Here is a 14,477-nt window from a genome sequence, read left to right as displayed (position 1 = left end):
AAAGCTACCTCTCCATCTCCTTACCCATATATTTCTCATAATTTTTTCTGATCTGATACAGTTCTTTCATATCGGATTTTGCAGAAGAATACTCTTGCATTAGGGTATTCTTTTTTTCATGCAATGAATCAAGTTCTTTTAGAATATCCTTAGAATTAGGGAGCTTTGTGTAGGATTTTTTGAGTTCTGCAAGGGCGTTCTGATACAAGATAATCTGTGATTTATATTCATCATAAAATGCTTTATCAGTCGTATCTTTCTTATAAGCTAGATAAATTTGACGATACTTCGTAACAGTATGAACTTGCTCCATAGTATTTGATAGAGTTGAAATTTTGTTATCAATAACTTTGATTTGATCCTGTAAATCTTGTCTTTTTAATGCACTCTTTTTAATGTATTCATCAAGCTGGGAGATAGACTTAAATCCTTTTTCACGCATCAAAACCACAGTATTGGCTGCAGTTTTTAAATTATGTTTTGTAGCCCAATACTCGTAGCCTTTGCTTGATTTTATCTTTTCATTATTTGCAATATCTATAATATTTCCGATACGTTTTTTAACAGCATAGATTCTTTGAGTAGCATTTTCTACAATGCGTTCTTTTAGTCTATCTTCTATATAATCTTCACCAATCGTCTTAGCTCTTGTAAATCTTTCTTTGTCTTTATGCTTAAAGGCGATGTGTTTGCCATGCTTTATTTCATAACCAAGTTCAACCATCTTCTTTAGAAATTCTTCCCAAGACTTAGACTGTTTTATCATTCTATCAATGTCAAATTGTAGCTTACTTTTCCAAGAAGTACCTTTCTTAAATTGGTCATTTTCATACCAAGACTTGCCATTCGTTTTGTACTTTCTCTTATAGCTTTCGTAGAACCCATCAATCACAGATAGGTTGTTTTCTTTGCATAGCTTATCGCTTTGATACCTGATTTGATGGTAGCTTTTCTTGTTGGACTGATAGCACTTGCCACTAACCATATTGACATTATTGAATATGATGTGATTGTGGATATGCCCTTTATCTATGTGAGTAGATAAGACAAATTCGTATTCGTCCTTTAATATCTTTTTACACAGTTCAAGACCGATTTGATGTGCCATTTCTGGCGTTGCTTCACCGGGTAGAAAAGATTGAATAAGGTGTCTTGCAAGTACAGAACCACTCACTTTGTTATCTTCTCTTGTCTTTAAAAAAGATGTATGAGCAGTAGAAGCAAAGCAGTTGTGAGTGCTTACCAAAATCTTTTCATCGGTTTTTTCTTCGTTGGTAATATAATCAATAGCAAGATTAAGTGTAGATTTTATAGGATGTATTTTTGTGATTGCCACTTATATATCATCTCCTTTGTTAGTAGTTTTATTAAGTAGTAGGGAATGTATTTGCCATATTTCTTTTGATAGATATTCAATTTGGGATTGCATATCTTTGATGTCATCGCTATAGATAACACCAGTCGAATTAACTCGTTTAGCAATTTGGTTTACACTACTTGCGTATCGAAAAAGTAATCCTTGTATTTCCCTAAAGGGTTGCAAATCGACAACATAAATATCTGATTCAGATACCACTTTTCTTAGAAAATGGTTCATGGTCTTGCACTTTGCCATCTTCATTTTCTTTTCAAAGAGTGCTTTTTCTTCTTTTGTTAAGTTTATTTTCAGCTGAACATTTCTAATTCTATTTGCCATTCATATAACTTCCTTTCTTAAAGTATTTGGGGTCTTAGGGTACGCCCTAACAAGTTAAAAATTGATAAAAAAAGAAGCAACTCCACGAGGGGCTGCTTCATCGATTTTTCGTAAGTGGGTACACACTTACTGTGCTTGCTACAAAAGAATGATTTGTAGCAAGCGTTAAGCAAGTTTAATTTATTTTGTTTTTATGTTTGATACATCTAAATAATCCGGTTCAAAACTGAATGTATAATCAGCTATTTTGCTGGAGTTAAAAGTAGTCATTCCTACTGTTCTTGAAATAGGAATCAATACAGCATCGTCATGTAGTGCAGTTATAATACTATTGTATACTTTTTGTATTTCTTTTTCATCAGTCATTGCGTTTAAACTTCTAATTGCTTCATCTGAATTTTTCATGCTGGTTAATGCTTTTGAAGTCATATTATCCATGACAGGATTTTTGGAAAATGCTGCAACCAGTCTGTAAGGATCCATAGGAATATTATATGTTATTCCAATCGCCATTTGATATTTTCCTTCAGAAACATTTTTAAAATGATTCATTGTTTCAGAACTGGAAGTTTTCGTTTCAAATCCTACTTTCTTTAGATCTGTTGCAATGGCTTCAGAAATATCTTTTAGCATAGCTTGTTCACTGGCACAAGAAATATTAACAGAAAGTTTAACACCGTCTTTTTCACGAATGCCATCGCCATCTTGATCTTTCCAACCTGCTTTTTCAAGTAATTCTTTTGCCTTTTGTTCAGAATAAGAGTATGATTCGGTGTCAACATTACAATATGGCAAATTTTTATCTAATATAGAAGTTGCTTCTTTTTCTACATCGCCTAAAATATTTTTTCTTATGGACTCGGTATTTATGGCATGATTTATAGCTTTTCTAACTGAAATATCATTAAATGGAGCGATGTCCGAATTGATTCCAACATATCTGGTCTGTATAACTGTTTCTGATGTTTTTCCTGTAAAATTCTTATCTTTCTGCAAAGTGTTATAAGAATCATAGCTTAGGTTGTTAGTGCCGAGAATCATATCTATTTCATTGTTTCTCAGAGCAAGTAATTTTGCATCGTTATCTGGAATAACTTTGATCTTAAAAGTTTCTACATCAACTTTTTTACGGTCATAATTCGGATTTTTCACAAATGTATAAGTATCATTTTCTTTCTTACCATCATACATATACGGACCGGTTCCCATTGTAGCATTTTTAATTGAGTCGGATAGAGAACCATCTTCATTAAATGCTTTTGGTGACATAATTCCCATTGGCAAAGGAAGTGTAAAATCTGTAAGAGCTCCATAATATGGGTTTGATAACTTTACGGATACAGTATGCTTGTCAATAACAGTAACTTTTTCTATCAGTGTGCTTGTTAAACCAAAGAAACCATTGTATGTTCCTAAATTTTTACCAACATTTTCAAAATTTTTCTTTACCACTTCGGCAGTTAATTCTTCCCCATCAGAGAATTTAATATTCTTTTTTAGGTTGAAAGTATAAGTCATGTTGTCTTTGCTGACTTCCCACTTGTCAGCAAGTCCCGGAGTAATTTTTCCATTTTCATATTTTATAAGCGTTTCATAGAAGTTGGGAATGTAGTATAACAATCCGAAAGTTCCATTTGCCATTAAAGGTTCTTGAAAGACGGAGAAACCTCCATCAAAATTCCAACTTTCACAGAATGTTAACTCTTTTGTTTTTTGTGAGTTTTCATTTCCGTTTTTTGAACTGCAACCCGTTGTAATAGATAGTATCATAACGAATACAAGTAATACTCCTAAAAATTTTTTTGTATTTTTCATAAAAACACATCCTTTCTTTAAACTATATTTTTTTGTTTTTGCCCATCATTAACTTTAAGTAGTTTCGTAAATCATCTGTCATATGGAGATTTAGGAGGTAGGGCATTGATGAGCTCCCTTGAATATTCTCCATGAAATGAATCATACGAAACAGCATTAGGTATTTCTTCCACTATTTTTCCTCCTTTCATAACAAATATGTGATTTGCCATATATAGAGCAACATCAATATCATGAGTAATAAATAAGTAGGTAATATTGTTTTGTATTCTTATATCTATGAGAAGGTCTAAAATTTTCTTGCGTACAGTTGAATCTAATCCACTGACAGACTCATCGAAAATAATATATTTAGGGTTTACACATATTGCCCTTGCTATACAAACTCGACTTTGTTGTCCGCCAGATAACTCATGGGGATATTTAGATAAAACCGTTTCAGGAAGTTCCACTTTTTGTAATGTTGATAAAATCAATGAGTTGATTTCTGCTTTATCTAAGTGGCATAATTTGCTGATAGGTTCATACAGACTTTCGCAAATCTTTTTTCTGGGATTCAAAGCTCCAGAACTGTCTTGCAATACCAGTTGCATATCTTTTCTCATAGCGAGAAGTTCTTTTTTATTCATTTTCCATATGTCTTTATCATTAAAATAAATTGTGCCTTCACTGGGGGGAAGAATGGCAGATAGCATTAGAGAAAGTGTACTTTTTCCAGATCCGCTTTCACCAACCAGTGAATAAGATGAGTTAGGAAGTAAAGTAAATGAAACATTATCTACAGATATAAACTCCTTATTACCCGATGAATCACACTGATATTTTCTACTCAAACTATTTGCAACAATCATTTTTTTTACCTCCTTTCAAAAGATTGGAAAGTAGAAGTTCTTTGGTATAGCTGTTTTTTGGAGAATCAAATATGTCGTATACAGTTCCACTTTCAATAAAATTCCCATCTTTCATAACAACTACATTATCAGCAAGTTTTGCGATTACGCCAAAATCATGAGTAACGATTATAAGTGAAATTCCCATTTCCTTTATCTTTTTAAACTCATCTAAAACAGTAGATTGAGTTTTTATATCAAGTGCAGTCGTAGCTTCATCTGCAATTATTATGTCGGGAGATAATGACAAAGCTAATATAATCATCAATCTTTGCAACATTCCTCCGCTTAGCTGAGAAGGAAAACTGCGAAAAATTCTGTGGACATCTTTCATTCCAAATTCGATTAGCATTTTCTCTAACATAGATAGAATCTCATTTTTGTGTAAGTTTTTGTGTATTTGTATTGATTCAATCATTTGCTTGCCTATTCTTGTCATAGGATCAAAGGCAACAATAGGATTTTGCATTATTAGTGCTATTTTATTTCCACGAATTAAATTCAATTTTTCTTCAGGTAAAGAAATGATGTTTTTATTCTCAAATATAATTTCACCGCTTATATCAAATGTTTTTTTACTCAACAGATCAAGGATACAACGACAAGTTAATGTTTTGCCACTTCCACTTTCACCGATAATACCTAAAATCTCGCTCTTATTAAGACTGAAATTTACATTATTGACCAATTTCTGTTTTGTTTTTCTGTGTATCACACTTAAATTTCTAACTTGAAGTAGTGTATTCATATCTAATCCTCCTTCGGGGAAAGTACATCTCTTAAAGATTCTCCAAAAATATTAAATCCGGCAGAAGTTAGAAGAATACATAATCCGGGATAAATAATAAGTGTTGGATTTGAGTATAGGTATTGTTTTGAGTTTGACAACATAATTCCCCATTCCGGAATGTTTTCAGATAGTCCTACGCCTAAAAAGGAATAACCTGAAATCATTAGAATAATAGCTGCAATTCCTGTACTAAAATACACAACTATGAGAGGAGCAATATTAGGAAATATATGTTTAACTATAATTTCTATGGAGTTGCATCCTGAAATTTTAGCTGCAATGATATAGTTCTTCCTTTTCTCAATTAGAACATAACTTCTAATTACTTTTACAAACCAAATCCACATAGATAAAATTATGGAAATGATTAAATTTATGCTGCCTTGACCAAGTATTCCTAAAAGAGATAGAACAATGACAATAGGTGGAAATGCCATAAAAACATCACAAAGCAACAAAATTAGTTTATCTAAAAAACCTTCAAACCAAGCACTTATAGTTCCGACAATGGTACTAATCAAGGCTAAAATGAAAATACTTGGAAATGCAATGCTAAGTGAGTATCGGGCTCCATAAATAAGCCTTGATAAAACACAACGCCCTAATTGATCTGTACCTAAAGGAAAGTTGTGAGATGGAGTCAGAAACTTCTGGCTAATGTCTACTTCATAAGGGTTATTTGGTGCAATCAATGGTGCGAATATAGCGATAGTAATAAAAATTATTATCAGTGATAAACCGAATAATAGTTGTTTGTTGGCAAGTATTTTGCGAAACATTTAATTATCCTCCTCTATAGTAAAAATATGAGGATTTAAAAAATGATTGATACTTTCGGATACATAGTTTGATATAACGAAGATCATACCAAGTATTAACATACAACCGGTAATTGCTGGAGTATCTCGATTTACAATGGCTGACATAAAATATGCTCCGAGTCCCGGCCATGAGAATACATTCTCCACAATTACACTTCCTGCAATCATCATTCCTATATTTTGAAAAAATAAAGTAATCATTGGGGGAAGAGAGTTTTTTAGAATGTGTGCGTATAATATTCTTTTGTAGGATAATCCTCTTGCTCTGGCGTATGTAACATATTCCTGCTCGGAATTTTCTAATAGTGTGGTTCTTAATATCTTTACAGATGAAGAAATAACAGGTGCTGCCAGAGTTGCTGCTGGAAGAATCAAACTTCTAAAGTTTCCGTATTCGACAACTTTAAAAATGGGAAGTTTAATTGCAAATATAGATAAAAGTACATATCCGAGCCAAAATGAAGGCACAGAAATACCTAATATGGTTATAACTTGAATAGATTTATCTATTAAAGTATCTTTTTTGTACGCTGAAACTAAACTAAGAGGAATAGTAATCACCGCAATAAAAAAAAGAGATACAATTACCAGTTTAACAGTGGCAAAAAGTTTATCTTTAATATCGCTTAATACAGGATTTGATGTTTGATAGGATATTCCTAAATCACCAACCAATGCGTGTTGCAACCATTTTATATATTGAATAGGTGCAGGTTTATCCAATCCTTTCTCTATACGAATATTTTCAATTTGTTCTTGGCTTGGATTACCATACAGATGATGTCCGATTGTTTCAGCAGAGTCAATGGAGGATATATTTGCCAGAAAAAAGGATATTATACTGATCATAAATAGCACTAAAACCAATCTGAAAAATTTATTTATGATTCTCAAAATAATCCCTCCTTAACTAAAAAATGTGAGTTAGCCTAGCTTAACTAACTCACATTTTACATTATATTAGACTTATAAACAAGGGCGATTAGTTTCATTAAAAAAACGCTAAAAGTCCATGTTTAATCGCTGAAAATAAGGATTTAAGAAGAGGTATAAGAACAATAAGTTAAAATATTGTGATACATATAAAAAATATCATGATACCATATATGCTATAGATGGTGAATATTACGATATTCCATAGGACTCATCTTAAATGTTGATTTAAAAATTTTTGCGAAATGCCCTGCATTTTTGTATCCGACTTTTAGAGCAATATGATAAATCTTATCATCCGTATCCTGTAATAAAAGAAGAGCATAATTCATTCGCATTACTTTTAGATACTCGTAAACAGTTGTCCCGTATACTTGTCTAAAAGCCATTTGGAAACGAGAACAGCTCATATTAGCTATTTTAGACAATTCTTCAATAGAAGGATAGGATGAAAGATTATGTTTCATGAATGTAATAACTTTATTCAATGAACGCTTGTCTTTACGATCTAATTTTACAGAAATATGAGGACGATTTTTTTTCATTTCTATCGTGTTTGTTATAAGCGAAAGTATTTCAATTACCTTTCCTTCCATATATAAATTTCTGGTATTTCCAACAGCAGGACAATCTTTTATTTGCTGAAAAACAAAATTTAATTCCGGAGAGTTGGGGTTTTCTACAAGAAAGTCTAAAGCATCTTTTGAGGTTTCATAGGCATTACCAAATCTTTCTTCTAAAAATGAATCAAAGTATTTCTTTGTTATGATTACTTTTGTAAAACAGGTTGATTTGTTTGACTCACAAAAAGCATAGGCACTTTTTCTTGTATTTGCATAACAACAAATTCCCTTATCTACTTGTTTCACTTTTTTTCCGCCTACCTTGAAGTAACTGGAATCTGTTTCAAATTGACTGATTTCAAAATATTCTTCTTCTATTTCAGATACCTTTTCAAAATTGTTACTTGGGATAAAGTCGGCAATAATAATTAGAAATTGATTGTGGAAATTCATTACTTGCACACTACCACAACCATATTCGGCATTCATTCGGTAGAAATTATTACCTAATGTTGACTCTTCTTCTATTTTATAAAAATGCAAATTTTGTGGAAGCTCTTCGTAATATTTAATGACTGTTTTTTTCATGAAACATACCTCCTTATCATTATATCATTCTACCATAATTTAATATCATAATCAACCAAATTTATATCACGATATTTTTAATTATTAAACGAAAAAAACGATAAAAATGGCTTAAATAAAGGGGTTACATCAATATTTAGACTGGATTATTTATGAAATGCAATATGTTGATTTATTTTTTCCTTTATCATACCCTATTAGTGATAATAAACGATAAAGAGGTGAGAGAACATGGAAAGACTTGATGAAAAAAACATAAGTATATTTTCATTGTTGAAATATGAAAAAGTCAAAATTTTTATAGGTGTATTGTTAGGGATATTCAGTGGAGTTTTATCATTTACCCCCTATGTTATTTTGTATCAGATGATTTTATCTTTAATAGGTAAGACTCTAAACATTCATACAGTATTGATGTGGTCATTGGTTATGGTTATATCGACCATCTTACAAAATATTTTGATGTCGGCAACAATGATATGTACTCATGTCGCAGCCTACAACATTATGCACCGTTTAAAAATGGAAGCTTTGGAATATCTATCAAAAGTAAATTTGGGGTTTTTCAACAATAAATCAACAGGAGAATTAAAAGCAGCGTTATTTGACGATATAGAAAAACTTGAGGTCTTTATAGCACATAATTTAGTTGAGATAATTCAGGCAATAGTAATTCCTGTTATAGCGATTGTATTAATGTTTCGTATAAACATTTGGATGACATTGGTTATGATAATACCCGTTATTGTGGGTGTTTTTTTACCTACATTCATGATGAGAAAATATCCAGATTTAACAATGAAGTATACCAATACATTTTCGGAGGTGATGGGAGTAACGAATGAATATGTGAACTGTATGTCCATAATAAAAATGTTTGGACTGACAGCAGATAAGTTTGTCAGCTTAAGCAAATCATCAAAAAAATATACTAAATGTCTTAAAGATATGGCTAAATGCTCTTGTTATCCACTCGCATTCACGATTGTAATCTTAGATTCAGGAGTGCTATTTACTTTACCTATTGGAGGCTATTTATATTTAAATAAATTGATTTCATCACAAGAATTACTTGTATTTATGTTATTGACGATGTGTTTTTATAGAACATTTTTTAATTTGTTCAATATCGCTATGGGAAGAATAGAGCTAAATAGCGGGCTTGTAAATATAAAGAAATTATTTTCTGCTCCTGTTGAAAAAAACGGCGAAAAAAGGGTTAAATCAGAATCGTTAGAAATAGAATTTGAAAATGTGAATTTTGGATATGATGAAAACAACCTTGTATTGAAAAATATTTCAATGAAGATAGAGCCTAAATCATTTACTGCATTTGTTGGTGAATCGGGAGCAGGTAAAACGACTGCTGCAACACTGATAGGAAGGTATTGGAATGTTGACAGTGGCGAAATTAGAATATCCGGTATTCCAATTAATGAGTTAAGTACGGACTCGCTTATGGCATCAATTTCTTTTGTTTTTCAAGATGTCTTTATTATGGAGGATACATTATTTGAAAATATCAGAATGGGCTTAAATGTCAATGAAGAAGAAGTATATTATGCTGCCAAAAATGCTCAAATACATGATTTTATTTCTGGCTTGCCTGATGGATATAAAACTAAAATTGGTGATAAAGGCTTTAAATTATCTGGAGGTCAAAAGCAGAGAATCAGCATTGCAAGAGCGATCTTAAAGGATGCCCCGATTATTATTTTTGATGAAGCGACATCTTATTCCGATATTGAAAATGAACATAAGATTCAAATTGCATTAGAGAACTTATTAAAGAATAAAACAGTGATTATGATTGCTCACAGACTGCACACAATAAAGAATGCTGATAAAATTGTGGTTTTTGAAAAAGGGAAAATTGTTGAACAAGGGGCACATAATGAGCTTATTGATTTAGGCGGGCATTATGCAGATATGTGGAATATTTATATACAAAATTATGTTGAGTAGGGGGGATAGTATGGTTAAAGATATAAAAAAATTGATAGGAAAAAATTTTGGAAAACTGTATTTCCCTATATTTCTTATGTGCTTAGACAGCTTAGGAAGTATGGTGACATATTTTATTTTGTATTTGACGATTATTGATATTTTCAACGGGACATTAAATATGAACGGCGTAGTCAAATATACTGTTGTATGTCTGGCGGCTGTGATACTGAGAATTTTAGCATATAGAAAAAGTTACTTAATGTCTTTTGAAAATTCTTTTGAGATTACAGGGGAATTGAGAATTAAATTAGCTAATCATTTTAGAAAATTAAGTTTAGGATACTTTAATAAAAATAGCAAAGGATATTTAATCAATACTTTAACAAATGATTTGACAAGTTTTGAAGGATTGCTTTCACACACATTGCCATTCTTAATAAAAATGGCAACGATGTGTATATTTCTGATAATTGGTACATTTTTTATCAATTATAAACTGGCTCTTGCAGAATGCTTTGTGATTTTTCTTTCCATTCCTATCTTAATCTTTGGAGAAAAAACAGCCAAAATACTGGAGATAGATAAACGAAGGATAAATGAAACTATGATTTCCACTGTATTGGAATATATAGGCGGTATTAAGGTTTTCAGAGCATATAATATGCAGGCATCAAATTTCGAGAGATTAAAAAACAATATGGATTTAGTGAGAAAAAATGGCATTAGCACTGAAATGAAGTTGGCACTACCAACAGCACTATATGCTTCATTAGTGAATTTCATAATCCCAATGACTCTGTTGGGTGGGGGCTATTTGTTTTTAGAAGGAGATTTTAAAGGAGAATCACTTATCGCTTTCATGGTTATGGGAATTGCTTTGTCAGGGATTTTAAGCTCATTTGAAAGATACTATATTATGCTAAAAAACCTGAAAATTGCTTCCAATAATTTGGATGAAGTTATGAAGTATAAAACATTTGATTTCGATAATAAGGAAGATGAAATATGTAGTTATTCTGTGGAATTTAAAGATGTTTATTTCTCATACGATGATAATAAAGAGGTATTGCATAATATAAGTTTTACGGCAAATGAGGGAAGTGTAACAGCTCTAATTGGAGAATCTGGGGCAGGGAAAAGTACAATAATGAATTTAGTTGCAAGATTTTGGGATGTAACAAATGGAGAAATTTTAATTGGCAATAAGAATATTAAAAATATCAATCCTGATAGTTTATTAGCTTCAGTTGGAGCTGTGTTCCAAGAAAATATTTTGCTATCAGATACTATATTTAACAATATTCTGATAGGAAATCCGAATGCAAGTTATGACGATGTAATAGAGGCTTCAAAAATAGCTTGTTGTCATGATTTTATCACTTCATTGCCGGAGAGCTATAATACGAAAGTCGCTGAAGGAGGAACATCTCTTTCTGGAGGTGAAAAGCAAAGAATTAGTATTGCCAGAGCTATTTTGAAAAATGCTCCAATATTACTATTAGATGAATTCACAGCATCATTAGATGCGGATAATGAAATGAAGATTAACAAAGCCTTTGAGCATTTAATAAAAGGAAAAACAGTGTTTGTTATTGCACACAGACTTCATACGATAAAAAATGCAGATCAAATCATTTTGCTGAATAAAGGAAAAATAGAAGAGATTGGAAATCATGCAGAATTATTTGAGAAAAAGGGTCATTATTACAAGATGATAACAAAACAAATAGAATCGAAAAAAGACTGATGAAGGGAGTATAAAGTGAACGATAAAGTAAAAATTATGAGCGAAGAAAATATAACAAAGGCACTCTTTAAACTTGGAATGCCAATGGTTATAAGTATGTTGGTGATGGCATTATATAATGTCGTGGATACATATTTTGTATCTGGTTTGGGAAAACAAGCAGTTGCTGCTGTATCCGTTGCATTTCCTATTTCATTAATATTTTCCGGAATAGGTTTAACTTTTGGTGCGGGAGCAGGTTCATATATTTCTCGTTTGTTAGGAGGAAAAAATAAGAAAGAAGCAGATACTGTCGCAACAGTGTCAATGTTTTCAAGTGCTGTTATCGGTTTGACAGTAGGAGTGCTTTTATTTCTGTTCTTAACTGAAGTTCTAAAATTCATGGGTGCTATTCCTTCGATTATGGATATGGCAAAGATATATGCTGGTATATTTATCGCAAGTGCAATATTTAGCACAATAAATGTAACTTCAGGAAATATAGCAGTATCACAAGGAGCGGCTAAAGTTTCTTTGAAAGCAATGATTGTAGGCTCCGTACTTAATATGATTTTAGATCCAGTTTTTATTTATAAGTTTGATTTAGGTGTAAAAGGAGCTGCTATTGCAACTTTAATTTCCCAATTGGTAACAGGTTTAATGTATCTGTTTTATTTCAAAGGAGGGAAAAGTTTTCTTGAAATAAGACTAATTAATTTTAAGCCTACATCCGGTATCTATAAAGAAATTCTAAAAGTAGGAATTTCTATGTTTCTACTACAGGTGTTTTCAAGTATATCTATCAGTAAAATATCTTCGTCTGCATCATTATATGGAGAAGAAGCAATTGCGGCTATGGGAATAGTTCTCAGAATTGTTACATTAGGAACAAATGTAGTATTTGGATATATGAAAGGATTACAACCGTTAGCAGGTTTTAATTACGGAGCGAAAAATTATACAAGATTAGATGAGGCAATTAAATGCTGTATAAAATGGACTAACATTTTTTGTGTAGCTTGGACTGCTATTATTTATATTTTTGCACCAAGTATATTATCAATATTCGGAACTGGTGATGATGTTCTAAAAATTGCGGTTCCTGCATTAAGGGCAGGTGTAATAATGTTTGTTACATTTGGATTTCAATTTACTTACTCTACATTGTATCTTTCAATGGGCAAAGCCCTTGAGGGAGGCTTTTTGAATATTTGTAGACAAGGAATCGTATTTATTCCTATAATTCTGGTTTTGCCCCAGTTTATCGGATTAAACGGTGTTATATACGCTCAAGCCGTTTCGGATTTCATAACAACGCTTATAACAATACCATTTGCCATAAGTGTGCATAGAACGATAAGTAGAAAAAAGAATTCTGAAAAAGTAGGAGTGATTTAATGCGTATTTTTAAAGGTGAGGTAAAAGAAAAATGGATTAAATAGTGGAGGTAATTACTATGTGTTATGTAGGGTCGGTTATTCATATAGAAAAAAACAATAGCCCTTTTTGATACTGGTAATTATCATAAACAATCAAATTTAAAATATAGAGAAAGAGAAAGTTTCTTTCATTTCAGAGGACTTATTATGCCTATGTGCAGAAGTCCTCCTTTTTTTGTCTAAAAACGCAGACAAAAAGAAATGGAGGAAATAAAATGCCAAAAGAATATTACCTTTATGTAAACGGGCAAAAGGTTAAAGTCAGCGAGCAGATATATAAAGTCTACTGGCGAGAAAAAGAACACGAAAAGTATTTAGAGCAGGTGGACAAGAAAAACCACTTGCTCTTTTTTTCTTCAATGGATCATGATGGACATTTTGTAGATAATATTGTTGATGAAAGTGTTGATGTAGAAAAGATTGTTGAAACACAGATGATGATTGAAGCAGTCAGAAGTGCTATATCAAGACTTAATGCAGAAGAAAGAGATATTATCGAAAGACTGTATTTCAATGATGAAACGGTTCGTTCAGTGGCAAAGCTCAAAAGTATTACACATCCGGCTTTAATCAAAAGAAGAAACAAAATTCTTGAAAAGTTGAAAAAATTTATCGAAGAACTTTAAAACTTTGGTAACCAAAGGGGTCAAATTTTCCTTATGTAAAGTGAAGGGGAGTTTGACCTCCTTTACTTTCTTGAGTAAGAGATGTGCCTGCTTATGGCAAATAGGAAAATGTAAAGAAAACAATCCCTTTCAAATATTGCTCTTTGACAACTGAATAGACCAAGGTAGGACTTTATCTACTTGTGGAGAATTATGACTTACGCCATGACCTTTCTGCTGAAAGAAATTTTGGTTTTATGAATACTGATAAATCAAGGAAACAAGAAAGCGAGCGATAAATAAGAATACATAAAAACAGATGTGGCAATCTGTTCGTTGAAACAAGTAGTGATAATGATACTTCAATAGTTTAAGCCGGCTCGTCTGGAATAAGAGGCGGAGGTGAGATTCCTATGTTGCTGCCAAGCACCTACCAATGTCAAAAAACTTATATTCGATTAAATGCGAGGTTATGATCATGAAAAATGAAAACAAGAAAAATGAAGATAAAAAGCAAATAGAGAAAAATTATGAGAAGAAGATAACCTACTCAAGCAGCAAGAGCGAAAAGCTTGATTTGCTGGATATTATTGAAATGCACCTTTTAAGGTCGGTCATAAAACTATAGGGCTGACATAAAAATCCAGGTGCGGTACAATATAAG

At 31.9% G+C, this 14,477-nt stretch carries 13 protein-coding genes; 5 read left to right on the top strand and 8 right to left on the bottom strand.

Features of this window, described 5'->3' with window-relative positions; genetic code table 11:
• Positions 1–4: 4 nt before the first annotated feature.
• The 8 genes from IBJ83_RS02025 to IBJ83_RS01990 form a co-directional block, all read right to left on the bottom strand.
• The gene (locus tag IBJ83_RS02025; RefSeq protein ID WP_201275139.1) at positions 5–1,336 is read right to left on the bottom strand and encodes a relaxase/mobilization nuclease domain-containing protein; all 1,332 of its coding nucleotides are present in this window, start codon (positions 1,334–1,336) and stop codon (positions 5–7) included.
• A complete protein-coding gene (locus IBJ83_RS02020) occupies positions 1,337–1,696 on the bottom strand; it encodes a plasmid mobilization protein (RefSeq protein WP_201275138.1) in 360 nt (119 codons plus the stop codon).
• A 180-nt stretch (positions 1,697–1,876) separates the two neighbouring features.
• Positions 1,877–3,511 (bottom strand): ABC transporter substrate-binding protein, encoded by a 1,635-nt coding sequence (locus IBJ83_RS02015; RefSeq protein WP_002843664.1) that lies wholly within the window; start codon positions 3,509–3,511, stop codon positions 1,877–1,879.
• A 71-nt stretch (positions 3,512–3,582) separates the two neighbouring features.
• Positions 3,583–4,362: an ABC transporter ATP-binding protein gene (locus IBJ83_RS02010; RefSeq protein WP_002843631.1), complete on the bottom strand. Its 780-nt coding sequence runs from the start codon at positions 4,360–4,362 to the stop codon at positions 3,583–3,585.
• Positions 4,346–5,149, bottom strand: coding sequence for an ABC transporter ATP-binding protein (locus IBJ83_RS02005; RefSeq protein ID WP_002843643.1), 804 nt, complete (start codon positions 5,147–5,149; stop codon positions 4,346–4,348). The genes IBJ83_RS02010 and IBJ83_RS02005 overlap by 17 nt, the downstream gene beginning before the upstream one ends.
• A 2-nt stretch (positions 5,150–5,151) precedes the next feature.
• The gene (locus tag IBJ83_RS02000; protein ID WP_002843647.1) at positions 5,152–5,970 is read right to left on the bottom strand and encodes an ABC transporter permease; all 819 of its coding nucleotides are present in this window, start codon (positions 5,968–5,970) and stop codon (positions 5,152–5,154) included.
• Positions 5,971–6,906 (bottom strand): ABC transporter permease, encoded by a 936-nt coding sequence (locus tag IBJ83_RS01995; protein ID WP_002843642.1) that lies wholly within the window; start codon positions 6,904–6,906, stop codon positions 5,971–5,973.
• 215 nt (positions 6,907–7,121) lie between these two features.
• Complete coding sequence (locus tag IBJ83_RS01990; RefSeq protein ID WP_002843648.1) at positions 7,122–8,096, bottom strand: helix-turn-helix transcriptional regulator; 975 nt, start codon at positions 8,094–8,096, stop codon at positions 7,122–7,124.
• A gap of 231 nt (positions 8,097–8,327) precedes the next feature.
• On the opposite strand from IBJ83_RS01990, the gene IBJ83_RS01985 reads away from it, so the two are divergent.
• The 5 genes from IBJ83_RS01985 (at position 8,328) to IBJ83_RS01965 (ending at position 14,441) form a co-directional block, all read left to right on the top strand.
• Positions 8,328–10,061: an ABC transporter ATP-binding protein gene (locus IBJ83_RS01985; RefSeq protein ID WP_002843630.1), complete on the top strand. Its 1,734-nt coding sequence runs from the start codon at positions 8,328–8,330 to the stop codon at positions 10,059–10,061.
• Positions 10,062–10,071: 10 nt separating this feature from the next.
• The gene (locus IBJ83_RS01980; protein ID WP_068472566.1) at positions 10,072–11,790 is read left to right on the top strand and encodes an ABC transporter ATP-binding protein; all 1,719 of its coding nucleotides are present in this window, start codon (positions 10,072–10,074) and stop codon (positions 11,788–11,790) included.
• A 15-nt stretch (positions 11,791–11,805) separates the two neighbouring features.
• On the top strand, positions 11,806–13,167 hold the full coding sequence (locus IBJ83_RS01975) for an MATE family efflux transporter (protein WP_002843655.1): 1,362 nt from the start codon (positions 11,806–11,808) through the stop codon (positions 13,165–13,167).
• Positions 13,168–13,423: 256 nt separating this feature from the next.
• Positions 13,424–13,834 carry a sigma-70 RNA polymerase sigma factor region 4 domain-containing protein gene (locus tag IBJ83_RS01970; RefSeq protein WP_002843645.1) on the top strand — a complete coding sequence of 137 codons (411 nt, stop codon included), beginning with the start codon at positions 13,424–13,426 and terminating at the stop codon, positions 13,832–13,834.
• A gap of 457 nt (positions 13,835–14,291) precedes the next feature.
• Positions 14,292–14,441, top strand: a complete 150-nt coding sequence (locus IBJ83_RS01965; RefSeq protein WP_002843633.1) for a hypothetical protein — start codon at positions 14,292–14,294, stop codon at positions 14,439–14,441.
• Positions 14,442–14,477: the final 36 nt, after the last annotated feature.

The organism is Parvimonas parva, assembly GCF_016552165.1.
Taxonomy (GTDB): domain Bacteria; phylum Bacillota; class Clostridia; order Tissierellales; family Peptoniphilaceae; genus Parvimonas; species Parvimonas parva.
This window is presented reverse-complemented; position numbering and strand designations above follow the sequence as displayed.